The sequence below is a fragment of the Streptomyces sp. NPDC041784 genome, from assembly GCF_055591025.1.
Map to the genome: position 1 here is coordinate 107,539 of NZ_JBVJAB010000014.1, position 25,547 is coordinate 133,085.

General features: G+C 71.2%; 23 protein-coding genes and 1 riboswitch. Of the genes, 9 read left to right on the plus strand and 14 right to left on the minus strand.

The features are described 5' to 3' along the window. Positions 1-59: 59 nt before the first annotated feature. The 4 genes from ACZ6D7_RS28210 to ACZ6D7_RS28225 form a co-directional block, all read right to left on the minus strand. Entirely contained in the window at positions 60-761 is a 702-nt protein-coding gene (locus ACZ6D7_RS28210) for a ribonuclease HII (RefSeq protein WP_469496450.1), read from the minus strand. Positions 762-1,099: 338 nt separating this feature from the next. Further along, entirely contained in the window at positions 1,100-2,005 is a 906-nt protein-coding gene (locus tag ACZ6D7_RS28215; RefSeq protein WP_469496452.1) for an ADP-ribosylglycohydrolase family protein, read from the minus strand. A 12-nt stretch (positions 2,006-2,017) separates the two neighbouring features. Further along, on the minus strand, positions 2,018-2,677 hold the full coding sequence (locus ACZ6D7_RS28220; protein ID WP_469496455.1) for a histidine phosphatase family protein: 660 nt from the start codon (positions 2,675-2,677) through the stop codon (positions 2,018-2,020). Positions 2,678-2,809: 132 nt separating this feature from the next. Further along, on the minus strand, positions 2,810-3,415 hold the full coding sequence (locus ACZ6D7_RS28225) for a YdbC family protein (protein ID WP_469496457.1): 606 nt from the start codon (positions 3,413-3,415) through the stop codon (positions 2,810-2,812). Positions 3,416-3,569: 154 nt separating this feature from the next. On the opposite strand from ACZ6D7_RS28225, the gene ACZ6D7_RS28230 reads away from it, so the two are divergent. Further along, positions 3,570-4,100, plus strand: a complete 531-nt coding sequence (locus ACZ6D7_RS28230; RefSeq protein WP_469496459.1) for a TerD family protein — start codon at positions 3,570-3,572, stop codon at positions 4,098-4,100. A 305-nt stretch (positions 4,101-4,405) separates the two neighbouring features. Here the strand turns inward: ACZ6D7_RS28230 and ACZ6D7_RS28235 are convergent, their stop codons facing one another. The 3 genes from ACZ6D7_RS28235 to ACZ6D7_RS28245 all read right to left on the minus strand — a co-directional run bounded on the left by ACZ6D7_RS28235 (position 4,406) and on the right by ACZ6D7_RS28245 (position 7,289). Further along, positions 4,406-5,446, minus strand: coding sequence for a hypothetical protein (locus tag ACZ6D7_RS28235; RefSeq protein ID WP_469496462.1), 1,041 nt, complete (start codon positions 5,444-5,446; stop codon positions 4,406-4,408). A 36-nt stretch (positions 5,447-5,482) separates the two neighbouring features. Beyond that, positions 5,483-6,100: a hypothetical protein gene (locus tag ACZ6D7_RS28240; RefSeq protein WP_469496467.1), complete on the minus strand. Its 618-nt coding sequence runs from the start codon at positions 6,098-6,100 to the stop codon at positions 5,483-5,485. A gap of 865 nt (positions 6,101-6,965) precedes the next feature. Further along, positions 6,966-7,289, minus strand: a complete 324-nt coding sequence (locus tag ACZ6D7_RS28245; protein ID WP_469496819.1) for a chorismate mutase — start codon at positions 7,287-7,289, stop codon at positions 6,966-6,968. 290 nt (positions 7,290-7,579) lie between these two features. On the opposite strand from ACZ6D7_RS28245, the gene guaA reads away from it, so the two are divergent. Beyond that, positions 7,580-9,154, plus strand: coding sequence for a glutamine-hydrolyzing GMP synthase (guaA, locus tag ACZ6D7_RS28250; protein WP_469496470.1), 1,575 nt, complete (start codon positions 7,580-7,582; stop codon positions 9,152-9,154). Positions 9,155-9,189: 35 nt separating this feature from the next. On the opposite strand, the gene ACZ6D7_RS28255 is transcribed toward guaA, so the two are convergent. Beyond that, positions 9,190-9,663 (minus strand): pyridoxamine 5'-phosphate oxidase family protein, encoded by a 474-nt coding sequence (locus ACZ6D7_RS28255; RefSeq protein WP_469496473.1) that lies wholly within the window; start codon positions 9,661-9,663, stop codon positions 9,190-9,192. 160 nt (positions 9,664-9,823) lie between these two features. On the opposite strand from ACZ6D7_RS28255, the gene ACZ6D7_RS28260 reads away from it, so the two are divergent. Continuing rightward, on the plus strand, positions 9,824-10,618 hold the full coding sequence (locus ACZ6D7_RS28260) for a class II aldolase/adducin family protein (RefSeq protein WP_469496476.1): 795 nt from the start codon (positions 9,824-9,826) through the stop codon (positions 10,616-10,618). Between the two features lie 30 nt (positions 10,619-10,648). Here ACZ6D7_RS28260 and ACZ6D7_RS28265 read toward each other — a convergent pair whose 3' ends face one another. Beyond that, positions 10,649-11,533 (minus strand): DUF4429 domain-containing protein, encoded by an 885-nt coding sequence (locus tag ACZ6D7_RS28265; RefSeq protein ID WP_469496479.1) that lies wholly within the window; start codon positions 11,531-11,533, stop codon positions 10,649-10,651. Between the two features lie 202 nt (positions 11,534-11,735). Between ACZ6D7_RS28265 and ACZ6D7_RS28270 the strand changes: the two genes are divergently transcribed. Then, the gene (locus tag ACZ6D7_RS28270; RefSeq protein ID WP_469496482.1) at positions 11,736-13,025 is read left to right on the plus strand and encodes a hypothetical protein; all 1,290 of its coding nucleotides are present in this window, start codon (positions 11,736-11,738) and stop codon (positions 13,023-13,025) included. 121 nt (positions 13,026-13,146) lie between these two features. Next, positions 13,147-13,680 carry a DoxX family membrane protein gene (locus tag ACZ6D7_RS28275; protein WP_469496484.1) on the plus strand — a complete coding sequence of 178 codons (534 nt, stop codon included), beginning with the start codon at positions 13,147-13,149 and terminating at the stop codon, positions 13,678-13,680. 133 nt (positions 13,681-13,813) lie between these two features. Here the strand turns inward: ACZ6D7_RS28275 and ACZ6D7_RS28280 are convergent, their stop codons facing one another. Both ACZ6D7_RS28280 and ACZ6D7_RS28285 read right to left on the minus strand, forming a co-directional pair. Beyond that, complete coding sequence (locus ACZ6D7_RS28280) at positions 13,814-14,059, minus strand: hypothetical protein (RefSeq protein WP_469496487.1); 246 nt, start codon at positions 14,057-14,059, stop codon at positions 13,814-13,816. Beyond that, positions 14,046-15,497, minus strand: a complete 1,452-nt coding sequence (locus ACZ6D7_RS28285; RefSeq protein WP_469496822.1) for a PspC domain-containing protein — start codon at positions 15,495-15,497, stop codon at positions 14,046-14,048. The genes ACZ6D7_RS28280 and ACZ6D7_RS28285 overlap by 14 nt, the downstream gene beginning before the upstream one ends. 668 nt (positions 15,498-16,165) lie before the next feature. Between ACZ6D7_RS28285 and ACZ6D7_RS28290 the strand changes: the two genes are divergently transcribed. Together ACZ6D7_RS28290 and ACZ6D7_RS28295 are read left to right on the plus strand one after the other, a co-directional pair. Beyond that, the gene (locus tag ACZ6D7_RS28290; protein ID WP_469496490.1) at positions 16,166-17,458 is read left to right on the plus strand and encodes an ATP-binding protein; all 1,293 of its coding nucleotides are present in this window, start codon (positions 16,166-16,168) and stop codon (positions 17,456-17,458) included. Then, complete coding sequence (locus ACZ6D7_RS28295) at positions 17,455-18,195, plus strand: LuxR C-terminal-related transcriptional regulator (protein WP_469496493.1); 741 nt, start codon at positions 17,455-17,457, stop codon at positions 18,193-18,195. The genes ACZ6D7_RS28290 and ACZ6D7_RS28295 overlap by 4 nt, the downstream gene beginning before the upstream one ends. A 30-nt stretch (positions 18,196-18,225) precedes the next feature. On the opposite strand, the gene ACZ6D7_RS28300 is transcribed toward ACZ6D7_RS28295, so the two are convergent. Then, on the minus strand, positions 18,226-19,326 hold the full coding sequence (locus ACZ6D7_RS28300) for a C40 family peptidase (RefSeq protein WP_469496496.1): 1,101 nt from the start codon (positions 19,324-19,326) through the stop codon (positions 18,226-18,228). Between the two features lie 510 nt (positions 19,327-19,836). Here ACZ6D7_RS28300 and ACZ6D7_RS28305 point away from each other — a divergent pair. Then, positions 19,837-20,190: a hypothetical protein gene (locus ACZ6D7_RS28305; protein WP_469496500.1), complete on the plus strand. Its 354-nt coding sequence runs from the start codon at positions 19,837-19,839 to the stop codon at positions 20,188-20,190. Here ACZ6D7_RS28305 and ACZ6D7_RS28310 read toward each other — a convergent pair. Both ACZ6D7_RS28310 and ACZ6D7_RS28315 read right to left on the minus strand, forming a co-directional pair. Further along, the gene (locus tag ACZ6D7_RS28310) at positions 20,168-21,154 is read right to left on the minus strand and encodes a tellurite resistance/C4-dicarboxylate transporter family protein (RefSeq protein ID WP_469496503.1); all 987 of its coding nucleotides are present in this window, start codon (positions 21,152-21,154) and stop codon (positions 20,168-20,170) included. The two genes, ACZ6D7_RS28305 and ACZ6D7_RS28310, sit on opposite strands and share 23 nt — an antisense overlap. Positions 21,155-21,425: 271 nt before the next feature. Further along, on the minus strand, positions 21,426-22,607 hold the full coding sequence (locus tag ACZ6D7_RS28315; protein WP_469496506.1) for a C40 family peptidase: 1,182 nt from the start codon (positions 22,605-22,607) through the stop codon (positions 21,426-21,428). Positions 22,608-22,614: 7 nt separating this feature from the next. After that, positions 22,615-22,768: riboswitch (cyclic di-AMP (ydaO/yuaA leader) on the minus strand. A 273-nt stretch (positions 22,769-23,041) separates the two neighbouring features. Between ACZ6D7_RS28315 and pcrA the strand changes: the two genes are divergently transcribed. Beyond that, a complete protein-coding gene (gene pcrA / locus ACZ6D7_RS28320; protein WP_469496507.1) occupies positions 23,042-25,531 on the plus strand; it encodes a DNA helicase PcrA in 2,490 nt (829 codons plus the stop codon). Positions 25,532-25,547: the final 16 nt, after the last annotated feature.

The following is a 25,547-nucleotide window of genomic DNA, read 5'->3' on the forward strand; positions in this document are numbered from 1 at the left end:
TTTATCAAACGTTGGTGCGGCTCGCGCCAGCGGGTGGCACATCAGTGCGAGCGGATTTGTCAGAAGTCGAAGCCCAGCTGGCCCTCGATCTCCGGAACGCTTCCGTCCGCCCAGCTGCGGGCCTTCTTGAGGTGCCGCCACTGGGGCAGCGCATCAAGATACGCCCACGACAACCGGTGATACGGGGTGGGGCCCCGCACTTCCAGTGCGGCCTTGTGCACGGGCGATGGATACCCGGCATTGTCCGCAAAACCGAAGTCTGCATGGTCGATACCCAGTTCGGCCATCATTTTGTCGCGCTGAACCTTGGCGATCACCGAGGCCGCCGCCACCGCCACGCACGAGCGGTCGCCCTTGATGACCGTACGGACCTTCCACGGGGCGCCGAGGTAGTCGTGCTTCCCGTCGAGGATCACCGCGTCCGGGCGGACCGGCAGCGCGTCCAGGGCCCGCCCGGCGGCGAGCCGCAGCGCGGCCGTCATTCCCAGATCGTCGATCTCCTCGGGAGAGGCATGCCCCAGGGCGTAGGAGGTCACCCATTTCCGCAGGACCTCGTCGAGCTCGTTGCGACGCTTGACGGTGAGAAGCTTGGAGTCGGTGAGGCCCACGGGGGGCCTGCGCAGCCCGGTGACCGCCGCGCAGACGGTGACGGGCCCGGCCCACGCACCGCGGCCCACCTCGTCGACACCGGCAATGACCTTCGCTCCGGTCGTGGCGCGAAGGGAGCGCTCGACGGTGTGAGTAGGTGGTTCGTACGGCATGGCGCCCTTAGCGTACGCCGCCCGGATCCCCTCGCGACACCCCGGTCCCCCCGACCGCCCTACCGCACGGACGGCGGCGCGCACAGGTCGTCCATCGCTTCGGGACTCCGTGCGCTTCATTCACTGACGCACACCTTTGATCGGCACGTCATCACGTCCGGAACGGCGCCCCCGGCACACGAGTTCACCCCTGCGGGCACCCGCTCTCGGCCACCAATCGCCCCATGGCGACGCTTGAGAGACTGCCGCACGAGTACGGCCCGACAGCGAGCCTCGCCACGAGGTCACGTTCGCGAATTAACCGGACGCGGTGCGAGGCGCCCGTCACTCCGCGCCCGTCACCCAGCCCCCGACACCCACTCGGGCAACGCCTCCACCTGCTCCGCCCAGGCCGCGGGTGGCGCCCCCGCTTTCCCCGAGGCGAGTACCCCGCCCACGATGGCGCAGGTCGTGTCCACGTCGCCGCCGACCTGCGCGGTCGTCCAGAAGGCGCGCTCGAAGTCACCGAGGGCGCGAGCGGCCGACCAGAGGGCGAAGGGAACGGTGTCATGGGCCGACGTACGCCGGCCGCAGCCCAGCACGGCCGCGACGGTGGCCGCGTCGCCGTAGTCGAGCATGTCCCGGGCCCGCCGCAGGCCGGCGCCGACGGCGCTCTTCGGGACGAGCGCGATCACGCCGTCCAACAGCGCGGTGGCGCTCGGCGGGCCGCCCGGTGCGGCGGCGAACGCCGCGGCCGCGGCGACGGCCATGGCCCCGACGACGGCCTCACGGTGCTGATGCGTGGGGTAGGAGGAGATCTCGGCCTGGTGGGTGGCCTGCTCGGGGTCGTCCGCGTACCAGGCGCCGAGGGGGGCGATCCGCATCGCGGCGCCATTGCCCCAGGACCCCTGGCCGTTGAAGAGGGCGGCCGAGAGCTCGCGCCAGTCGGCGCCCTCTCTGACCAGCCGCAGCAGCCGGTTGACCGCGGGGCCGTAGCCGCGGTCGAAGTCGTGGTGGTCCGCGAAAGAGCGCGCGAGGGCGTCCTGGTCGATGCGGTGGTGGGCGGCGAGGACGGCCACGACGGAGCAGGCCATCTCGGTGTCGTCGGTCCACTGCCAGGGACCGGGAGGCAGCTCGCGGCGCTTCAGCAGCGGGTAGTTCACCGGGACGAAGAACTGCGAGCCCAGTGCGTCACCCACCGCGAGTCCGCGCAGGCTGGCGAGGGCGCGCTCCAGGCGCCCGTCGGGAGAGGAGTCAGCGGTCATCGCTCTGCCACTCTATCCGGTGATCCCGTACGGCTCCGGATCTCGCCATCGGTCGAAAGGCCGGTCAAGCGTGTACTTGCCGTCGTCTCCCAGAACGAGCATCCGCATCTCGGCGTTCCCCGGGTTGGACAGCGACTCGAACTCGGCGACCGTCCAGTGGAACCAGCGCATGCAGAAGAGACGCATGGCGAGGCCGTGGGTCACGATGAGCACGTTCGGCGGGTGGTCGGGTGCCTCGAAGCTGCGGAACAGGCTCTCCAGGAAGCCGCCGACCCGGTCGTACACGTCGGCTCCGCTCTCACCCTGCGCGAAGCGGTAGAAGAAGTGCCCGTAGGCGTCCCGGTACGCCTTCTGCAGTTGCACGTCGTCGCGGTCCTGCCAGTTCCCCCAGTCCTGCTCACGCAGCCGGGGCTCCTCGCGTACGCGTATGAGGTCGTTGTCGAGATGGAAGGCCCGGAGGGTCTCATGGGTGCGCCGGTACGGCGAGACGTACACGCTGACACGCTCGCGGCCGAACACCTCCCGCAGCCTCTTGCCGGTCTCCTCGGCCTGCTGCCAGCCGCGGTCGGTCAGGGCGAGTGCGTGGTCGGGTTCACGCTCGTAGACGGTGTCATCAACATTGCCCGTTGACTCCCCGTGCCGGACAAGGACGATGCGCCGTGGTCGTGCCATGCCAAGACCCTAGATCGGTTCACGGCAGATCGAATACTCACCCGGCCCTCATACGGCGTAGGTCACACGGAACCCGCACCGGAAGTCACACAAATGCGCGAGCTCGAACAACCCCGCGAGCAAGTCCGCATTTCACACCGTCCAGGTCGGCTCCAGCTCCACGATGTCACCGGTGAGCGAGGCGATGTCCGCCTCCGTCTGGGCGCGCAGCGCGAGCCGCTCCACGCGTTCGGTCCGGTACTTTCCGTGCTCGGCTTCGGAGCGCCACATCGACAGGACCAGGAACTCATGGCCCGGTGCCTCGGCGAACAGGCCGCGGATCATGCCGGGCGAGCCGGCCATGGCCGGGTTCCAGACCTTCTCCTGCATGAGGGTGAAGTGCTCGGCGCGCTCCTCGTGCACCCGGCACAGGGCGACCCGCACCAGGTCGGAGTCGGTGAAGCGGGGCTCGAAGCCCGTCTTCACGTCGAAGCGGTAGTCGAACAGCCGGACCTGGGCGTCCTTGAAGGTGCCCGCCTGGGCCGCCGCCAGCCGATCATGGGAACGAGCCATGAAGGAGTCGTAGAAGGCACGGCTCTCCCAGAAGGCGAAGACATGCGCGACCGAGGGCCGCCCCCTGCTCCAGCCCCCGCCCTGTCCCCGAAACCCCGGCTCCCCCAGAAGCCCCGCCCACTTTCGCTGCCCGCGTTCGAAACCGCGGCGGTCCACCACGGTGCAGCGAATCCACTTGACCAGCACCGCGCCATGGTAAGGCCAGCGGGCGTGGCGCCGGTCACCCTCTGGCCCAGAGCTGTCATGCCGAGTGACACACCCGCGTGGCAGGATGGACAACCGGCCCTGATGATCGGGCAGTTCGGACGACGGCAGTCGGGGATACGGGGAGGGGAGTCCGGTGAACGGCCTCAACAAGGGAATCCGCAAGGTCGAGATGGCGCTGAAGTGGGATCCGAGCCCCGCCGGACAGCCGGCCACCGACCTGGACGTCGTCGCCGCGACCTACCTGGCGGCCGATCCGAACGGCGCGCCCGCCTATGTGGTGCACTTCGACAGCCGCTCCCCCGACGGCACCATCTATCTCAACCGGGACAGCAAGGACGGCAAGGGCTTCGGCTGGGACGAGGTCATGACGCTGGAGCTGGACCGGCTGGACGCGCGGTACACGCGCGTGGTGGTCGGTGTCGTCATACAGCAGCACCCCGCGCACCGGACGTTCGTGAGCGTGGCCAACCCGGCGTTCCGGATACGGGAGGGCTACAACGTCCTGGACGAGGGCGAGTTCGGCGATGTGCTGGGTGCGACGGCGGCGACGGTCGCGGAGTTCGTGCGCCAGACCGACGGCTGGTCGTTCCACTCGGGCGTCCAGGGCTTCGAGGACGACCCGGCGACGTTCACCCGCATCATGGGCCAGGTGCGCCGGTCCTGACGCCCTGAGGGCACCTGGAGCGCGCCTGAGGGCGCCCTGAACGCACCGCGGGGGGGGGGGGGGGGGAGGGGTCCCCCCCCCCCCCCACCTCCCCCCCCCCCCCCCCGCCGCGGGGGGGGGTAAACGCCCCCCCCCTGTTCGCCCCACACCCCCCCCACATCGGCGGAAAACGCCCACCCCCCCCCCCCCCCCCTCCCCCCCCCCCCCCCCCCCCTCCCCCCCCCCCCTCCCTCCCCCCCCCCCCCGCTCCCCCCCCCCCCCCCCCCCCCCCCCCCCCCCCCCGCTTCACTCCGGCCTCGGGCCGGTTACTCCGCCACGTCCGTGTCGTTCGGCAGCAGCGTCACCTCGATGGAGCACTCCCGCGAGATCCGGGTCGCCGCGGAGCCGCGGAGCGTCCAGCTCGCGGGGTCCGCGCTCGCGCTCAACTGCGCGGCGTAGGCGGTCAGGACCGCCCTCGCCGGGCTGTCCCACAGCGCGGCGAGGTCCGAGACGACGTCGGACATCTCCTCCGGGGTGTAGGTGCCCCCGGCGTCGGTCGCGAGCGGTGCCGCCACCTTGCACAGGGTGTCAGCGGCCGCCGCGGCGGCCGCCGCGGCCTTGGCGACCAGCTTGGCCCGGGCCGCCGCGTCGAGGGCGTAGTTCTGGGCGGCGGTGGCGTTGGGCGTCGCGCTGGTCAGGAAGGTCTTGACGCTGGCCGCGGCCTTGGTGCTGGCCCGGTAGGCCAGCGGCTCCTCGGCGCCGGCGACCAGCTTCGCCTGCATGGCCGAGCGGTACGCGGCCGCCGTCACCGTGGAGCCCTCGTACTCGCCCTGGCCCACCTCGCTGTTGTCGTAGGGCAGGATGCCGCCCGTGCCGATCGTCGCCCACACACCGTCGGAGTAGTGGGCGAGCGAGACCAGGTAGTCGTGCCCGACCTCCAGCCGCGAGGCCTCGGCCGACCCCACGCGGGTCTTCGCGTCCCCCTTGAACGACCAGCCGTCGGCGACGATCGTCAGGGTGCTGGGCAGGGCCGAGGCGCCGGACCGCGACCACACGCGCTCCTTGACCTCGAGGTCGACCGTCCGGGACAGGTACCCCTCGCCGGCCTCGATCTCCTCGGCGTCGGCGGCCACCTCATGCTCGGCCGCCACATGGACGACCGCGGCCTGGTCGCCGTACGACACCCAGTCGGTCGCGGTCGTGGACGGGATCGCGTCCTTCGACTCGGCGATGATGAGGCCGTTCTGCCGGCCCGCGTGGTCGGCGCGGGCACCGTCGCCGAACGGGGCGAGCGTGGCCGCGCCCGCTATCGAAGCGGCCAGCGCGGCACCCAGCACGGCGCCGGTGATCTTCCCTCTGGTGGACATTGCCACGAGAATCCCCCTGTTTTCCCTGGTCACGTGTCAGTAGGTCGCGTTGACGTTGTCTTTGTTGTTCGCGCCGAGCCGGTAGACGTCGTTGTACGACATGCAGCCGAGCCGGTCGTCGTAGAGGCCGGTGGCCGGGCTGGCGTTGGGGCCGTGCGTCAGGCCGACGGCGTGACCGGTCTCGTGGCAGGCGTCCGACTTGTTGATGGCGCCGATTCCGGTGTTGTCCTTGTTGAAGGCGATGTAGTGCTGGTCGCACTTCCGCGACGTGACGGCGTCGTCGCACCAGGTGATGCCGATCTTCCCGCGCGCCAGGGTCTTGGCCTTGTAGATGATGTCCGTCTCGGCGCCGCCCGAGGTGACGTCGTTCGACTCGATCTTCACGACGAGGTCGGTCGGACCGTAGTAGTCCTTCACCGCCCGGGAGATGGTGCTCTTCTCGGCAGAGGTCAGGCTGCCCGCCCGGTAGACCGTCAGCGTTCTGTTGTCGGTCTGGCAGAACGTGTCGCCCATCTCGCCGTCCCGGCAGGTCGGGCTGTAATTGGCGGTCGGGTACATGTTGTCGGTGAAGGCGGCCTGGACGACGGTGGTGCCCGCGACCAGGGCGGCGCTCGCCGCACCGATGACGAAGATCGTCCTCCGTTTGATCGCCACGCGTGTGTTCCCCCTCAGCTGTCCGCCACCTGTGGTGTTCCTCGGGGATTCCGGTGAACGAGGGGCGGATGAGGCGATCTAAGGGGATCAATCAGTGGCCAGAAGATGACCAAGCGTTGTTTGGCTGGAAGGGGTCATCAAGCGGCCGAATGTGTGTATTCGGTGAAAGGCAAGTGAAAGCAGTGAAAGGGGAGTGAAAGACTGGCGAAATTGTCGGCAGTGCGATCGAGGCGACCGGGACGACCAGGGTGACTGGCGGGGAATTCGGCAAGGCGGAGCGGTCAGCAGGGTGACCGCATGACGAAGGGCCCCGCGGGACGGAACCACGGGGCCCTTCTTTACCGTCAGCACCGGCGTCAGGGCGGCGCCGGTGCCTGGGAGCGGCGCCGGGGGGTTGCGCCGCTGGATTCGCGCCCCTGTCTCCGCCGGGTCGGCGCCCCGGCGCGCGCGGGGCGGGCGACAGGTCTGGACCTCTGGCGGTCGATCGGGGCAACGCAGGCAATGCGAGGGTCCGGGAAGGGACTTGGGGCTGTCCGGGGTGTGGGGCTTTCTACGCATCGTGCTGGATGAAAGCGGCCCCCGCAACCGTTTGACCCAGCCCTTGTGCATTTTTGCATTTTCCGCCGGTCGGCCCCGGGCGTCCCCGAGGCCGGCCGTTCTCTTGGGTGACCGGGCTGCTGTCCCCTGCCGTCCGGTCACTTACCTGGAGCGAGGTCCCACGGCGCACAGCACGATCCGTACGCCTCAACGCTCCAGTGAGCCACGCGTGGTTCTTCCGGGCCCGCCCCTGGCTGGAACGGACACCGGGACCAACGAAGCGTGCCGGTGCCGGTCACGCGCCGTACGGGTGAGAGGGGGACCGAACTCAGATGCGACCCCGGCACAGTTCGAGCAGCGTCATGGCGAGGGCGGTGCCGGGCCTGCCCAGCGCGTCCCGGTAGTGGCCGAGGACCTCCATCTCGCGGGAGAGGTTCACCCGCCGGCCGCCGGAGGTGATCCGGGCCTCCTGGATGACGGCGGAGACGGCCATCCGTTCCTGGATCAGACCGATGATCCGGTCGTCGAGGGCGTCGATGCGCTCACGCGCGCCGCTGATCACGTCGGCGGCCTCGGGGGTGCGCGCGCCGGTCACGTCGAGGGCTGTCATGGGGGCTCCTGTGGTGTGGGTGGAGGTGCCCCGGAACGGCAGGACCCGGGAGAACGACAGGCGCCCCGGACCTTGTCGGCCCGGGGCGCCTGGGGAAGTCGCTCGTCAGTTGCTCAAGCGGCACGACCATGGCAGCCGGTGGGCCGGTCGCCATAGGTAAAGAGGAAGGTCGCGTGCGTGAGCATGAGGTCAGTATGCCGGGCCGTCCGGGGGTGTCCAACCCGGTTCGCATCCTGAGACGTGACGGGACGGACCCTCGTCCCCCGGGCCGTCCCGGGGAGCCCGGTAGACTCGGGCGCATACACACCTCGCTCACCGCCGGAAGGCAACCCGTGTCATCAGCGACCCCCGCCGCCCCCGACACCGTCCTGGTCGTCGACTTCGGCGCGCAGTACGCCCAGCTCATCGCCCGTCGGGTCCGCGAGGCCCGGGTCTACAGCGAGATCGTGCCGAGCACCACGCCGGTCGAGGAGATGCTCGCCAGGAACCCGGCGGCGATCATTCTCTCCGGCGGCCCCTCGTCCGTGTACGAGGAGGGCGCACCCCGCCTGGACCGCGCGCTCTTCGAGGCCGGCGTCCCCGTCTTCGGCATGTGCTACGGCTTCCAGCTCATGGCGCAGTCGCTGGGCGGCACCGTCGACAACACCGGCGCCCGCGAGTACGGCCGCACCGACCTGCACGTGTCCCGCACCTCCTCCACCCTCTTCGAGGGGACCCCGGCCGAGCAGCACGTGTGGATGTCGCACGGCGACGCCTGCTCCGCGGCCCCCGAGGGCTTCTCCGTCACCGCCTCCACGGACGTCGTCCCGGTCGCGGCCTTCGAGAACGACGAGAAGAAGCTCTACGGCGTCCAGTACCACCCCGAGGTCATGCACTCCACGCACGGCCAGCAGGTGCTGGAGCACTTCCTGTACCGCGGCGCGGGCCTGAAGCCGGACTGGACCACCGGGAACGTCATCGAGGAGCAGGTCACCGCGATCCGCGAGCAGGTCGGCGACAAGCGCGCGATCTGCGGTCTGTCCGGCGGTGTGGACTCCGCGGTGGCCGCCGCGCTCGTCGCGCGGGCCATCGGCGACCAGCTGACCTGCGTGTATGTCGACCACGGCCTGATGCGCAAGGGCGAGACCGAGCAGGTCGAGAAGGACTTCGTGGCCGCGACCGGCGTGAAGCTGGTCGTCGTCGACGCCGAGGAGCGCTTCCTCACCGCCCTCAAGGGTGTCTCCGACCCCGAGGAGAAGCGGAAGATCATCGGCCGCGAGTTCATCCGCGTCTTCGAGCAGGCCCAGGCGGAGATCATCGCCGACGCGGGCCCGGCGGTCGAGTTCCTGGTCCAGGGCACGCTCTACCCGGACGTGGTCGAGTCCGGCGGCGGCACCGGCACCGCCAACATCAAGTCCCACCACAACGTCGGCGGGCTCCCCGAGGACCTCGAGTTCCAGCTGATCGAGCCGCTGCGCAAGCTCTTCAAGGACGAGGTCCGGATGGTCGGCCAGGAGCTGGGCCTGCCGGAGGAGATCGTCCAGCGCCAGCCGTTCCCCGGCCCCGGCCTGGGCATCCGGATCGTCGGCGAAGTGACCAAGGAGCGCCTGGACCTCCTCCGCGACGCCGACGCCATCGCCCGCGAGGAGCTGACGGCCGCCGGTCTCGACCGCGAGATCTGGCAGTGCCCGGTGGTCCTGCTCGCGGACGTCCGCAGCGTCGGCGTCCAGGGCGACGGCCGCACCTACGGTCACCCGATCGTGCTGCGCCCGGTCTCCTCCGAGGACGCGATGACCGCCGACTGGTCCCGGCTGCCGTACGACGTCCTGGCGAAGATCTCCACCCGGATCACCAACGAGGTGCGGGACGTCAACCGTGTCGTCGTCGACGTGACCTCGAAGCCCCCGGGCACCATCGAGTGGGAGTAGCCGCTTCCGCTTGACCGTCAGGTCCGCTGCGGGCGTCAGGTCCGCTTGAGCGTGCGCACCGGCTCCCCGGGCTTCCAGACCTGGGTGACCAGATACGTGTCGTCCTCGACGGAGGTCCGTACGACCTCCGTCAGCTCGGTGCGGAAGAGGTGGAACGGCTCCGGCGGTTCCACCTCTTTCACGTACGCCGCCATGGTCGCCGCCTCCGCCACCTCCACCGCCCGCCCGCCGATCCGTACGTCCCCGCCGCCCATCCCCGTGCCCTCGCCCGGGTTGGCCTGGAGGGCGAAGCGCGGGTCGCGGCGCAGGTCGAGCGCCTTCAGGGAGCCCGGCATCATGCCGAGCCACAGCTCACCGCCGAGGAAGCGGACCTCGATGCCCGAGGTGCGCGGGGAGCCGTCCCGGCGGAGGGTGGCGAGAATGTGGTGGGTGTACGCGCCGAAGCGCTCCTCGACGGTCGTCGCGAGATCGGGTTCGGCTGCGGCGAAGGTCGCCCAGTTCGATGGCATGCACCGAGTCTGACCCCGATACCCGACATCTTCTGTCGTCTTTTGATCCACTCTTGTGTCGTGTCCTGGCGCCGAACGTCATCGTTGCATAACAAGCCTGTTCTCCTGCGCTGACCGACGGTAACTTCCGCCCGTACACCCACCCAGTGCTGGAGGACCGATGCACGGGCCCACGCCGCCTGCCCCGCTGCCCACCGATCGGCTGGAGTTCGCCATGCCGCCGATGCACGACTCGGTGGAGGACGAGCGCCGGCACCGCAAGGAACGCCTGGCGGGCGCGGTACGCCTCTTCGGCCGGATGGGCTTCGAGGACGGGGTCTCCGGACACATCACCGCGCGCGACCCCGAGTTCAGCGACTGCTTCTGGGTCAACCCCTTCGGCATGCCGTTCAAGCACGTCACCGTCAGTGACCTGGTGCTCGCCAACTCCGACGGCCAGGTCGTCGAGGGCCGCTACCACGTCAACCAGGCCGCCTTCACCGTCCACGCCCAGGTCCACGCGGCCCGCCCGGACGTCGTCGCCGTCGCCCACTGCCACTCCGTCCACGGCCGCGCCCTCGCCGCCCTCGGCGAACTGCTGGACCCCATCACCCAGGAGAGCTGCGCCTTCTACGAGGACGTGGCGCTGTACGACGCCTACACCGGCGTCGCCGTCGACGCCGAGGAGGGCCGGCGCATCGCGCGCGTGCTCGGCTCCCGCAAGGCACTCGTGCTGCGCAACCACGGGCTGCTGACCGTCGGGGACTCCGTGGACGCCGCGGCCTGGTGGTTCATGTCCATGGAACGCTCCAGCCAGGTACAGCTCACCGCCCGCGCGGCCGGCAGGCCCGTCCTGATCGACCACAAGGCGGCAGTCGCCACCCGCGAACAACTCGGCGGCGACCTGGTGGCCTGGATCAACTACCAGCCCCTGTGGCAGGACATCAGCCGCAGCGAACCGGACCTGCTGAGCTGAACCCCCCGGGGCGCGGAGACGCCACCGGGCTCAGAAGCCGCGCAGTATCACGGACTTCGTCCTCGCGAACTCCTCGTCCGTGAGCACCCCGTCCCGGTGCAGCTCACCCAACTCCCGCAGTCGCTTCAGGAGTACGTCGTGGTGGTCGGCCTGCGCGGGGACGGACGCCGGGCGCCGGCGCGGCCGCTGCGCCTCCCGCGCCGTGCGGGTGGACGGATGCGGCAGCCGTGCCGTCACCGCCGTCGCCACCAGCGCGGTCAGCAGATCCCGGCGCACATTGCCCCACAGGTCCAGTGCGTACGGGTCCTTCTCCGGCGGCAGCTTCGAGAACACCGTCTCGCGGGTCGCGAACCGCAGGAAGCCGTCCTCGTAGCCGGAGTTGGGCAGCCACTCCATCCGCACGAGATCCGCCACGGCGATGATGCGCGGCCCCGTCGACCGCTTCACCCGGTCGGAGGTGTCCGCCCAGTCGATGCGCACCTGGGTGCCGTCGAAGGAGACCGTGCCGTCGGAGGAGCGCACCGACACCGGCACCGGAGGGCCGGGCAGCAGATAGGCGCCGGTCGGTTCCTTCGGGATCTGGTCGAGCAGCAGGGCGTGCCGGATCTCCTCGGCCACGTACTCGGCGACCCCGGCCCGGTCCACGTCCACGGCCAGCCGGTAGGGGTCCGCCGCGTCGGGCAGCCGCCCGCCGGTCGCCTGGAGCAGCGGGTCCGCGCCCTCCCGCAACCGCATCCGCAGCCGCCCACGCCTGCGTTCGGGCTCGTAGACGATCCCGGCGACGGCCTCCAGCGGCACGGCGATCTCCCCGTACGACTGCCGGAACAACGGCACGGAACGGTGGAGTCCCGGCGTGATCCGGACCGTCGTGCCGTCGAAGGCCCAGGTCCCGTCACGCTGGATGATCTCGGCCATACGGAAATTCTCGCAGCCGGGTCAACACGGCCGTCCCCGCTTCACCCGCCCTGACCAGACCTGCCGAGGCCACCCGGTGTGCGGTAAGGCACAATTCGCTGACATCACAGGGGAGTTGTCCACAGGGCGGCGGCCGGGATCCGTACCGGGTTCCACGAGGGCCGCCGTCCGTTCGGGTCATGGGGAAAGGCGGGCGTCGGACGTGGCGGTGCAGGAGGCGAGACACGGTGCGAATCCGGGCACGGGGCCGGGCCCGCACGAGGGCGGCTGCACCTGCGGGGACTGCCCGCACGGCGCCCGCGCGGGACACCGGCGCGCGGTCGCCGAGTTCTTGCTGAAGCGCGACGAGTTCGCGGCCGGCCAAGGGCTCCCGGCCGCCGTCGCCCACTCGGCGTCGGCCTCCCGCCAGTGGGTGTCCGAGGAACTCACCCAGTCCGCGGAACTCGTCGCCGAACGCGGCCGCGCCGAGGGCGAGGCCTGGCTCGGCCGCCTCTGGATCCGCACCGCCGCCACGGTGTGGGCGACCGTCGTCGTGCTGCTGCTGGTGCAGTCCCTGACGGCGATCGGTGCGGGCTGGACCACCGCCCGCACCGCCGGACTCCTCGCCGCTCTCGTCGTCGCCGGCGCGCTCACCACCGCCTCCTGGTTCCACCGGGCCCGCGGCGGTGTCCTCGCCCCCGTCATCGGCGAGGACAACCGCCTCTCCACCTCCCGCGCCGTCGCCGCGGCCTGGGTCCTGCTCGTCGCCTACGCCGTCCTGGTCCTCGTCGGCCGGCTCGCCGCCGCCTCCGGCCACACCGAACGCGACGCCCTGATCTCCGGCCTCGACCTCGCCCGCGGCGCCGGCGTGGTGACCGTCCTCGCCGTGGTTTGCGGCATCGCCGTCCTGGTACGCCGCGTGGTCGGCCTGCGGGTCCTCGGTCAGCGGCTCCAGAAGGTGCGCGCCGAACGCCCCCGGGCCGCCGACCTGCTCACCGACGACTCCGGCCGCGGCACCTTCGCCGACATCCAGTACGTCGTGATCAGCGCCGTCGCGCTCGTCTTCGCCGCGGTCCGCCTCGCCCGCCGCCCCGACCAGCTGCCCGACCTGCCCTGGGGCCTGGCGGTCGTGGTCCTCGTCTCGGCCGCGACCTATGTGGCCGGTAAGTACGCCGAGGGCGGCCGTCCCGTCATCCTCTCCGTCGTCCGCTCCCGCGAGGCCGGCGACCTCGACGCCCCGATCCGCACCGGCGACGACATCGAGATCCGCGGCGCCGGTTTCGTCCCGCCAGGCGCCCAGACCGCCGACCGTCTTTCCCGCATGGTCGTCCGCATCGGCCCCGTTCATGTCCACGTCCCCCTCGTCCCCGTCAACGGCGGTTTCAGCAACCCCAGTGACGACCTCCTCACCGTCCCCGTTCCCGCGGACGTGGAACCGGGCCGGGTCGAGGTGCAGGTCGTCACGGCGGCCGGCGTCGAGACGAACCGGTACGCCATCGACGTGACGGAGTGACAGATCGACGGAGTGAACGGGGTGTCCGGGGTAGGGGTGCAAACAGTTGAGCGTGGCCCCCATTGCGTACGTATGGTCTGTTGAGGGGTCCCACCACGGCGGGCGAGAGGCGGCTCAGGCGATGAGTCACGGCATGCGAACGGACAGATTCCCTCCCTACTCCGGCGGCGGCGGCCGGGACTGGCGGGACACCGCCGGCCAATACGCTCTGCTCCCACTGCGCGTCTTCCTCGGCGTCACCTTCATCTACGCCGGTCTCGACAAACTCACGGACAGCGCCTTCATGAAGGACAGCGGGGCCGGCTCCATCGGCGAGATGATGCGCGGCGTCCGTGACTCCGCGGCCATCCCGGCCCTCGTCGACCTGGCCCTGAAGAGCCCCGTCGGCTTCGGCTACGCCATCGCCTTCGGAGAACTCGCCGTCGGCATCGGCACCCTGCTGGGCCTGCTCACCCGCCTGGCCGCCCTCGGCGGAGCACTGATCTCGCTCAGCCTCTGGCTGACCGTGAGCTGGGCCGCCGATCCCTACTACTACGGCAACGACCTCCCCTACCTCATGGCCTGGATCCCTCTCATCCTCGCGGGCGCCCCGGTCCTCTCCCTGGACGCGATCTGGCGCACCAGGCGCCGGGAGCGGGCGGGGGGCCTGGTGTAGCCCAGGTCGGACCTGCCAGACCAGCCAGACCAGCCACACCTGTTGGAACTGCCAGACCTGTCAGAACTGCCAGTGGAGTGATGACTGGTAGCAGTGCAGTCATCAGTCATAGCTGTCAGAACTTCCATAGCTGTCAGAACTTCGTGTCCAAGCCCGCGGCCTCGGTCGGTGTGCGCCGGCCGGGGCCGCGTCGGCTGCGTATCGCGTGCGCCATCACGCCCGTCGCGCCCGCCAGGCAGAGGCCGCCCACGATCATCGGGATCACCGCGAACCACGGCATGTCCCAGAGACCGCCCGCGTCACCCGCGTAGAGGACACCCACGAAGGTGAGGAAGGCACCGGCGACGAGTCGCCCGGGCTGGAACTCATGACGCAGCACGGGTCACCTCCGCCTGTCCGAGACCCACGTTCAGGTCCAGGTCGAGCGTGCCGCCGCTCTTGCCGCCCGACACCGGCGACAGGGTCGTCTCCTTCTGCTTGCCCGGCTCCACGTCCACGTCCTTCTCGTTGTCGCCCGGCAGTTGGATGTCGCCGAGCCCCACGTCGATGTTCAGCTTCACGGTCACGTCCGGCGGCACGATCACCCGCAGCCGGCCCAGCCCCACCTCGGCGCTGGTGCTCACCGTCTGCCCCTCGGCCAGGTCCAGCCGGGAGAGGTCCAGCGTGGCGTCTCCGGTGCCCAGGTCGTACGACTTCTGTACGTCGGCCACCGCCGCGGGACGCCAGGTCCGGTCGATCCAGTGCGTGCCGACGTCCTTGGGGAGGGCCGCCGACGCGGCCAGCAGGCCCGCCGCGACGATCGCCAGGAACACCGACCCCGCCCCCGTACGACCCAGGAACGAGCTGACCGCGATGCCCGCGCCGAGCACGATGAGCGCCGCCGCGAAGCCGGCCTGGAGGCTGGTGCCGAGCGGGTGCTCGTCCCAGGTGAGCTGCGTGACGATGCAGCCCGCGAGCAGGGAGAGCAGGGAGACCCACCCGCCGATCCAGCGGGGACCGGGCGGTCGGCGCGGGTGCTCGTGCGGGGTGCGTATGTCCTCGGGGCGGTGGTGGCCGGTGAGGCTCACGTCGACGACCGCCGCGATGTCCCGGCCGCGGGAGTCCCGGGGGCCCCACAGGTAGCCGGTGCCGCCGTCGTGCGTGCCGTCCTTGACGATGGGGTCGCGCCACCAGGACGGGTAGGCGGTCGGCACCGGTGGTGCCTGGGCCTCCGGCGGGGCATCGGCGACGGCCTGCGCGGCCAGCGGGTCGGGCGCCGAGGAGTCCCGGTGCTGTGACCAGTACCCCGCGCCCGCCAGGAGGAGCGAGAGGACGACGGCGAACGTCAGCACCCCGCCGTTGTTCAGCATCGACAGGAACACACCGCAGCCGACCAGCGCGAACAGCACGGCCGCGAGGGCCTGGCCGTCGACCCGGCCGGTCAGCAGCCTGCGGACCTCGTTCTGGTCCTCGTCGGAATAGGGGACGAGCAGCCATGCGAAGCCGTAGAAGATGAGACCGATGCCGCCGGTCGCGGAGAGCACGGCGAGCGTGATCCGGAAGATCACCGGATCCATGTCGCACTGCCGCCCGAGCCCCGCGCAGACGCCGGCGATCATCTTCTGCCGGCGGTCGCGCCGGAATCTGGTGGGGGGTGCGACGGCATCCGCTCCGTCCGCGGCGTCGGTTCCCCCGCCGGCGGCCGTGGTCGCCCTCGCGGCCCCCGATGCTCCGGCTGTTCCTGTCGCCCCTGTAGCCCCCGCCGTTCCTGTTGCCCCGGTCGTCCCGTCGCCGGCCGTGGTCGCTCTTGCCCAGGCCTCCGCCGTGGAGGCACCGATGGCGGCCTCGGCCGCCGTGATGCCGTCGCCGCCCTGCGTGTCCTTCACCGCCCCTGCCGCTCCTGTCTCCTCGGTCGCGCCGGCCGTTGCGGCGCTACTCGTGTCCTCCGCGCTGCTCGTGTCCTTCGGCCGACCTGCCCCCTCCGGTCGGCCCGTGTCCTCCGCGCTGCCCGTGTTCTCCGGCCGAGCCCCTTCGGACGGACCGCTTTCCTCGCTGCCTTCTCGGTCGTCCGGGCCTGCCGGCTCGTCCCGGCCTACTGGGTGGTCCGGGCCTTCCCGGCTTGCTCTGCCCTCCCGGTCGTCCCTGCCCTCCCGGTCGTCCCGGTCGTTCCGGTCGTCCAGGTCTCCCTGTTCTCCGGGTGCGTCCGCGGGCTCGTGCGTGCGCGGTTCCTCACCTGCGGTGCCGGGGGTGCCGGCGGACGGGGTGGCCGCGTCGGACGCGGTGTCCCCGTCGGGCACGGCGTCCGCGGCGTGCTGGTGATCTGCCATGCGTCCATGGTGGCGGTCGAGCGGCCCCGGCGGCAGTCGGTATGACCCTGGTCGGACCCTGATATCGGCCCTGACCCCGGACCGGGGAGGCGTTCGACCTGCGTCGGCGTCGAAGATCAGGGGCGTCTCGGGGGCTAACCCTGATGCCCGGGCCCGTCCGCTGTGTGAGCATCGTTGGCATGCCGGAAGCCGCAGCAGCGCCACTCGTCGAACCGCGGCCGCCGCGCAAGCTCTACCGCAGCAGCGACGGTCGCTGGCTGGGTGGTGTGGCGCGGGGGCTCGCCGGGCATCTCGGGCTGCCCGTGGTGTGGGTGCGGCTCGTCTTCGTCGGCCTGTTCATGGCGGACGGCCTCGGTGCCCTGCTGTACGCGGCCTTCTGGTTCTTCGTGCCGCTCGGCGTCGGCGGGGTGGGCGACCAGAGGCCGCCGTCGCTCGTCACCACCGAGACCGCGCCCGACGGCCGCCGCAGACTCGTCGCGCGCAAGCCCGACAAGGGGCAGATCGTCGCCCTGCTGCTCATGGTCGTCGTCGCCATGGTCTTCGTCGGCAATGTGAACCTGGGCAGTGGAGCCAAGGCGTATCTCCTGCCCGCCGTCCTCGTCGGCGCCGGCGTCGCCCTGGTCTGGCGGCAGGCGGACAACGCCCGGCGGGCCCGCTGGGTCGAGGTCGGCCGCAGACGCCGGACGCTCTCGCTCTTGCGGGCCGGCGGGGGTGTCCTCCTGGTCACCGCCGGTGTCTCCGGGATCTTCGTTCTCCAGGGCTCCGCCGCGCACCTCGGTTCCGTCCTCCAGGCGGCGCTCGCCGTGCTGGTCGGGATCACGCTGCTCGCGGGGCCGTATCTGGTCCGGATGACCCAGGACCTCTCCGAGGAGCGCCTGATGCGCATCCGGGCCCAGGAGCGCGCGGAGGTCGCGGCACACGTCCACGACTCGGTGCTGCACACCCTCACCCTGATCCAGCGCAACGCGGAGAACGCGAACGAGGTGCGGCGGCTCGCCCGCGCCCAGGAGCGCGACCTGCGCACCTGGCTCTACAAACCCGAGGGCACCGGCAAGGACGAGGAGGACGAGCCGACCACGGTGGCCGACGCGGTCCGGCGCAACGCGGCCGAGGTCGAGGACAAGCACGGCGTCCCGATCGAGGTGGTGGTCGTGGGCGACTGCCCGCTCGACGAACGGGTCGGGGCACAGATGCAGGCCGCGCGCGAGGCGATGGTGAACGCCGCCAAGTACGGTGGCGAGGGCGGCGCGGTGCAGGTCTACGCCGAAGTCGAGGGCAGGACGGTCTTCGTGTCCGTCCGGGACCGAGGCCCCGGCTTCGACCTCGATTCCATACCCGCCGACCGTATGGGCGTTAGAGAATCGATCATCGGCCGCATGGAGCGTCACGGCGGCACGGCGCGGCTGCGGGCGGTCCCCGGCGGCGGCACGGAGGTCGAGCTGGAGATGGAGAGGGCGGAGAACACGTCATGAGTGACCCGACCGAGGCGAACGGGACGACGGGAGCGGCCGAGGCGGCCGAGTCCGGCCAGGGCGACGGTGCGAGCGGGCGCCATGTGCGTGTGGTCCTCGTCGACGACCACCGCATGTTCCGCACGGGCGTGCAGGCGGAGATCGGCCAGACCGAACAGACGGGCGTCGAGGTGGTCGGTGAGGCGGCCGACGTCGACCAGGCGGTCACGGTCATCACCGCGACCCGGCCCGAGGTGGTCCTCCTCGACGTCCATCTGCCGGGTGGCGGCGGAGTCGAAGTGCTGCGCCGGTGTGCCGCGTTGATGGCCGACCCGGAGCAGCCGGTGCGTTTCCTCGCCCTGTCCGTCTCGGACGCGGCGGAGGACGTGATCGGGGTGATCCGGGGCGGCGCCCGGGGCTATGTCACCAAGACGATCACCGGCACCGACCTGGTCGACTCGATCTTCCGGGTGCAGGAGGGCGACGCGGTGTTCTCGCCGCGCCTCGCCGGGTTCGTGCTCGACGCCTTCGCCTCCACGGACGCCCCGCCGGTCGACGAGGACCTGGACCGTCTCACCCAGCGTGAGCGCGAGGTCCTGCGCCTCATCGCCCGCGGGTACGCCTACAAGGAGATCGCCAGGCAGCTCTACATCTCGGTGAAGACGGTCGAGTCGCATGTCTCGGCGGTCCTGCGCAAGCTCCAGCTGTCCAACCGCCACGAGCTGACCCGCTGGGCGACCGCACGGCGACTGGTGTGAGCGCGGGCGCGTGCCGCGGGCCCGTCCTCCTCACACCACCCGGGTAGCCCCCGCGAACGGCATCTCGTCGATCGGTGCAACGCGTACCGGGGCCGAGGGGTTGGGGGCGTGGATCATCTGGCCGTTGCCGATGTAGATCCCGACGTGGGTGATGCCGGAGTAGAAGAACACCAGGTCCCCGGGGAGCAGCGCGGAGCGGGAGACACGGCGGCCGGCGTCGATCTGGGCGTAGGTCGTGCGGGGCAGGGAGATCCCGGCCGAGCGGTAGGCGGCCAGGGCGAGCCCCGAGCAGTCGAAGGCGTCCGGGCCGGTCGCGCCCCAGACGTAGGGGCTGCCGAGCTTGGCGTAGGCGTAGGACACGGCGGCCGCGGCGCGGGAGCTGGGTACCCCGGCGGGTGCCCCGGCCGTGGTGGTGCCGGGCGCCTGGAGGGTGGCGCGGGCGTCCGTCGCGTCCCGGGAGGCGCGGTCGCGGTCGGCCGTCGTGCCGCCGGAGCCGGCGGCCCCGGTGATCCGGGCCCGGTCGGCCTCGGTCAGCCGGGACAACAGCAGGCGAGCCGCGTCCAGCTTGCCGGTGATCGTCTTCTTGTGCGTTCTCAGTTCCGCCTGGCGTGTTCTGAGTGAGGTCAGTTCGAGGCGCGCGGCGCCCCGCAACTGCTCGATCTCCCGCAGCTCTTGGCGCACGAGGTTGACGGCGGCCGACTGGCGGTCGTTGGCGCGTTCGGCGAAGGCGGCGCCGTCGAGGTACCGGTCGGGGTCGTCGGAGAGCGCCAGCTGCACGACGGGGTCGAGCCCGCCGTCGCGGTACTGCGCCGCGGCCATCGAACCCAGCTTCTCGCGTGCCGAGTTGAGCCGTTCCTCCTTGCGGGCCGCCTCGTCCCGCAGGGTCTTCAGGCGCTGCTCGGCGACGGTGGCCTTCTCCTGGGCGCCGTTGTACTTCTCGGTGGCTTCCTCCGCCTCCCGGTACAGCGTGTCCACCTTGGCCTTGACCTGCGCGGTCGTCAGGTTCGGCTCGGCCTGACCGGTCCCGTCGAAGGCGGTCGCCGTCGCCGCGCCCGCGAGAGCGAGCGTGAACGCCGTACGGGCCTTCTGGCCGCCGAGCGAGCGCTGTCGGGACTTTCGGTGCGCTGCCACGTGGGACTTGCACGTCCTTTCGTACGACCGCCTCGTCCGTACGGCCGTCAGGCGGACCGACGAAGGCCGGCCTGACCCGTCGGCCGGTCCGCGGGTCCACGGCCGTCGGGTGAGCGGACGGACGGCCACGGGGGGAGCGGCTGACGCGTCCGGCGACGGCCCGCACAGGGGGAACGGGACGCCGCCGGACCTTCTCGGCGGTGGTGGCCGACTGCCGCCCCTGGCCCGGGCGGCGGTGGGGAGCCGGTCACCTGGGGGAGGACGCTAGGCCCGTCTGTGTCGGGTCGGTAACGCGATGTGCGGAAGTGACTCGAGCGGACCGCCAGTGACCGTATCTGCGTAGGAAGGCGGGCCGGGGCCGTCGGCTTCGCGTGGTGGGCTGACCGAAGCGGCGATTCCGGGGCGTCCCGGAGCGGCGGGCTGCTATGGGGTGCATTGATGCGGGCGCGCGCCCTCGGAGGGAGGGCCGGTGTCGGGCGGGCCGCGCCCGGCTGATTAGCATCCGGCCTCATGGACGTACTCATCCACCTCTTCGTCGGCCTGCACATCATCGGGATCGCCGCGCTGCTGGGCGGCTTCCTCACCCAGATGAAGGCGATGGGCCAGGGCACGGCCCGCTTCGTCCCCGCGATGCTCCACGGTGCGGCCACGATGCTGGTCACCGGGGTGATCCTGGTCGGCCTCAACCAGGCGGACGACCAGACCGTCAACAACGTCAAGATCGGCGTGAAGCTGGCCCTGCTGATCGTGATCCTCGGCCTCGTCTATGTGAAGCGGGACGACGAGAAGGTGGAGAAGCCGCTGTTCGGCCTGGTCGGGCTGCTGACCGTGGCGAACGTCTTCATCGCGGTCCTGTGGACCTGACGGACACGCGCGCCTCGGCCACCGCCGCGACGGCGACCGCCAGCCACGCCGCCGCGGCGACCCACAGCAGCACCTCCCCGGGCCCCTCCGGCCACGCGAGGCGGAGGGCGGTGGCGACGGACAGCATCGCCGCCGCCGTCATTCCCATCGGGAAGACCGTCGACCAGCGGCGCACGTCGTAGCGCGGGCGGGGCCACCGGATCTCGGCGGCGAGCAGGACGGCGTACCAGCACAGCGCGAGGACCAGCAGGGCCAAGGTCACCGTGCGCAGTACGTGCCGGTCGTCGGCGTTCCACAGGTACAGCGCCGCGCTGTCGGCCGCGATGAGCTTCGCGCCCGCGAGCGCCGAGATGGCGAGCGCCCCGCCCGCCACCCACTGGTCCCCGACGCCCTCGGCCAGCTGCCGCAGGTCGAACCGGGCCAGCATCAGCCCGTAGAGCGCCAGCCCCAGCCAGAACAGCACCAGCGCGGCGTGCGCGAGCCACGCCGTGGCCTCCGCCTTGGCCAGGGTCGCGGCCAGCACCGCGAGCCCCTGCGTGGCCACACAGCACAGGAAGACCTCCCCGGGCATCCGCCGCGACCAGTGCCCCATGACGTCCAGCAGCAGCACCGGCCACAGCACCACCGACAGCGCCAGCAGCGCCTCGGCCAGGGTCTGCCAGCCGAGGGCCGAGACACGGGTCCCGAGGACGGTCGTGGCGGCCACGGCGGTCAGCCCGGCCGGTGTGCCCGCCTCCGTCAGCCACCGCTCGCGCTCCCGCACCAGCCGGACGGCGAAGTCCGCGGCCAGCCCCACCCAGGCGGCGCCGGCCAGCGCCAGCATGACGCGGGACAGGACCTCGTACTCGGCCAGGTGCAGTCCGACCGACAGGATGCCGGTCGCCATCACGGCGGCCTCGGCCGCCGGGGGACGCTGCGCCCACCAGGCGCGAAGGGAGCGGGCGGGGGAGGGGGAGCCGGGCATGGAGCCGATGCTAGGGAGTGCGCGGCGGCTTGCGCGGGGGCACGCGCGCGGGGGAGGGGAATTACGCGCGGGCGTACGCAGACGAGTGCGGCCCGCGGGTGGTGGTGAGGCGGGTGGCGCGCCCGCACCGGCACGCCCGCACACTCCCGCCGGCACGCCCGCACACCCGTACTGGGCACGCCCGCACCCGCACACCGATCGCAGAGGCACCGGCACACGCGTGTGTGCCGGTGCCTGGCGAACGGCCCACACGCGTGTGCGTGTGCGGTGGTCAGGCCGGTCGGACCACGCTGTGGATCGCCGACTCGCCGTCGTAGTAGATCGACTCCTCGCGCACGTACGCGCCCGGCTTCGGGGCGTGGATCATCATGCCGTTGCCGATGTAGATGCCGACGTGGGTGATGTCGTCGTAGAAGAAGACCAGGTCACCGGGGCGGGCGTCGGCGAGGGAGACGGTGGTGCCGGCGTTCACCTGGTCGTAGGTGGTGCGCGGCAGGGTGACGCCGGCGGCCTTCCAGGCGGCCTGGGTGAGGCCGGAGCAGTCGTAGGAGTCGGGGCCGGTCGCGCCCCAGACGTAGGGCTTGCCGATCTGCGAGCGGGCGAAGGCGAGCGCCTTCTCGGCCTTGGTGGTGTACGAGGCGTCCGTGTCGGACGAGGAGGACGACGAAGACGAGGAGGACGACGAAGAGCCGCCCGTGTCCGTCGAGGACCCGGCGCTCTCCTGCTGGGCGGCCTGCTCGGCCGCCGCCTGCTGCTGCGCCAGCTCCGCCGCCTTGCGCGCGGCCTCCTCCTGCTTCTGCTTCTCGATCGCCGCCAGGCGGGCCTTCTCCGCGGCGGTCAGCTGGGACAGCAGCTCGCGCGCGTCGCCGAGCTTCTTCTGGACGGTCGCCTTGGCGGCCTTCAGGTCGCTCTGCGTGTCGGTCAGCGCCGCCAGGCTCTCGCCGGCCTCCTGGCGCTTCTCCATCGTCGCCGACTGTTCGGTGATGTAGTCGTCGACCATGCCCTTCTGACGGTCGGTCATCCGGCTCATCAGCTGGGTCTGGTCGAAGTAGTCCTGCGGGGAGTCCGCGAGCAGGAAGGTCGCCGTGTCGGGTGCGGAGGCGCCCGTGCGGTACTGGGCGGCGGCGAAGGAACCCAGCTCCTCGCGTGCCTCGTTGAGCTTCTGGGTGCGCTGGGCGACGTCGTCGAGGAGGCCGTCGACGCGCTTGCGCTGCTTGGTCGTCTTCTCCTTGGCGGCGTTGTACTTCTCGGTCGCCGACTCCGCCTGGCGGTAGAGGTCGTCGACCTTCTTCTCGACCTCCTCCAGGCTCGGCTTGTCGTCGTCCGACGGGGCGGCGTTCGCCGACTGGGAGAACAGGGCGACGGACGTGAGGGCGGCGGTGGCGAGAGCGGGCGTGCGTATGCCCGCCACACGTGAACCCGACGAGCGTGGCTTGCGGTGCTGCGACGCCAAGGGAGGCGACTCCTTCCATCGTCCGCCTACCGGGTTAGCTGTCGGGTTCGGGCGGATGGTTCGGAAGGGTTGCCCTACGGCCTGTCCCCCGAAGGGAAGTCGGGCCGATTCACCCCAGAGTCTCGGTGGGTCCCCGGCTCCGGCTGCCGCGAAGGGGGCATGCCGGACTCGGCGGAGGCCGCGCGGCCCGGCGAGGTTCGCCGGTGGGGGTCGTACGGCCTGCCCGGCACGGTAGCCAACTCGTGTGGCCCCTGTGAAGGTTGATGGGTGATATGCCCGATACATTTTCGTGACCTCGGGAAAAGACCGTACGGCTGATCACGGGTTGTGATAATGCCGCCTCGGAAGGTGAGGGGTGCCCCGGAAGGCGAGGGGGCGGGATGTTTCGGGGACGGCGGCCGGTTGTCAGTGGCGCCCCCTAGACTCGGAGAGCGATGAGCAGCCTCTTTGACGACAGCTTCCTGGCGGACCTCCAGGGCCCCCGCGCCCACGAGGAGGAACCCCCGCCGCCGCCCGAGGACGATCACACTCCGGAGCCGCTTCCGGACGATCTGTTCGGCGGGAAGTTCGACGTGCCCCCGGACCGGGACACCCACTACCGCGACGGCGCCCCACGCCCGGCGATCGACGCGGCAGCGCTCCTGGAGGGGCTGAACGAGAACCAGCGTGCGGCCGTCGTCCACGCCGGCACCCCCCTGCTCATCGTCGCCGGCGCCGGCTCCGGCAAGACGCGCGTGCTCACCCACCGCATCGCCCACCTCCTCGCCGAGCGGAACGTCCACCCGGGCCAGATCCTCGCGATCACCTTCACCAACAAGGCCGCGGGCGAGATGAAGGAGCGCGTCGAGCAGCTCGTCGGCCCGCGCGCGAACGCGATGTGGGTGATGACGTTCCACAGCGCGTGCGTACGGATCCTGCGGCGCGAGTCGAAGAGGCTCGGCTTCACGTCCTCCTTCTCGATCTACGACGCCGCCGACTCCAAGCGCCTGATGGCCCTGGTCTGCCGCGACCTGGACCTCGATCCCAAGCGCTTCCCGCCGAAGTCCTTCAGCGCCAAGATCAGCAACCTGAAGAACGAGCTGATCGACGAGGAGGACTTCGCCGCCCAGGCGGGCGACGGCTTCGAGAAGACCCTCGCCCAGGCCTACGCCATGTACCAGTCCCGTCTCCGTGAGGCGAACGCCCTCGACTTCGACGACCTGATCATGACGACGGTCAACCTGCTGCGCGCCTTCCCCGACGTCGCCGACCACTACCGCCGCCGCTTCCGGCACGTCATGGTCGACGAGTACCAGGACACCAACCACGCCCAGTACGCCCTCGTGCGCGAGCTGGTCGGCACCGCCGAGCACCCCGTCGACGTACCGCCCAGCGAGTACGACGTGCCGCCCGCCGAGCTGTGCGTCGTGGGTGACGCCGACCAGTCGATCTACGCCTTCCGGGGCGCGACGATCCGCAACATCCTCCAGTTCGAGGAGGACTACCCGGACGCGACGACGATCCTGCTGGAGCAGAACTACCGCTCCACGCAGACCATCCTCTCCGCCGCCAACGCGGTCATCGAGCGCAACGAGTCCCGCCGCCCCAAGAACCTGTGGACCAACGCGGGCGCGGGCGCGCGCATCACCGGCTACGTCGCCGACACCGAGCACGACGAGGCGCAGTTCGTCGCCGACGAGATAGACCGCCTCACGGACGCGGGCGACGCCAAGGCCGGTGACGTCGCGGTCTTCTACCGCACCAACGCCCAGTCCCGTGTCTTCGAAGAGGTCTTCATCCGCGTCGGCCTGCCCTACAAGGTTGTCGGCGGCGTCCGCTTCTACGAGCGCAAGGAGGTCCGGGACGTCCTGGCCTACCTGCGCGTCCTGGCCAACCCGGAGGACTCGGTCCCGCTGCGCCGCATCCTCAACGTCCCCAAGCGGGGCATCGGCGAGCGCGCCGAGGCGATGATCGACGCCCTGTCCCAGCGGGAGAAGATCAGCTTCCCGCAGGCGCTCAAGCGCGTCGACGAGGCGTACGGCATGGCCGCGCGCTCCACGAACGCGGTGAAGCGGTTCAACGTGCTGATGGAGGAGCTGCGCACGATCGTCGAGTCGGGCGCAGGGCCCGCGACGGTCCTGGAGGCGGTCCTCAACCAGACCGGCTACCTCGCCGAATTGCAGAACTCCACCGACCCGCAGGACGAGACCCGCGTCGAGAACCTCCAGGAACTCGCCTCCGTCGCCTTGGAGTTCGAGCAGGAGTCCGGTGAGGGCGAGGCGTCCGGCTCCCTCGCCGACTTCCTGGAGCGGGTCGCGCTCGTCGCCGACTCCGACCAGATCCCCGACGAGGACGAGGACGGCTCGGGCGTCATCACCCTGATGACGCTGCACACCGCCAAGGGCCTGGAGTTCCCGGTCGTCTTCCTCACCGGCATGGAGGACGGCGTCTTCCCGCACATGCGCGCCCTCGGCCAGACCAAGGAGCTGGAGGAGGAGCGCCGCCTGGCCTACGTCGGCATCACGCGCGCGCGGGAGCGGCTCTACCTCACGCGGTCCGCGTTGCGCAGCGCCTGGGGGCAGCCGTCGTACAACCCGCCGTCCCGGTTCCTGGAGGAGATCCCGGCGACGCATGTGGACTGGAAGCGGACGGGGGCGACCTCGCCCGTGTCCTCCGGTCCCGTGTCCGGGGTCGCGGCCTCACTGTCCTCGTCCCGCTCGCGTTCCTCGGCCGCCGGTGCGTCCGGCTTCGCGACGCGCCGGGGCGCGGCGGAGAAGCCGGTGGTCTCGCTCGCCGTCGGCGACCGCGTCACCCACGACCAGTTCGGGCTCGGCACGGTCGTCGGAGTGAAGGGCACGGGCGCCAACGCGGAGGCGACGATCGACTTCGGCGACACCAAGCCGAAGCGGCTGCTGCTGCGGTACGCGCCGGTGGAGAAGCTCTAGCCGAACGCGGTGAGCC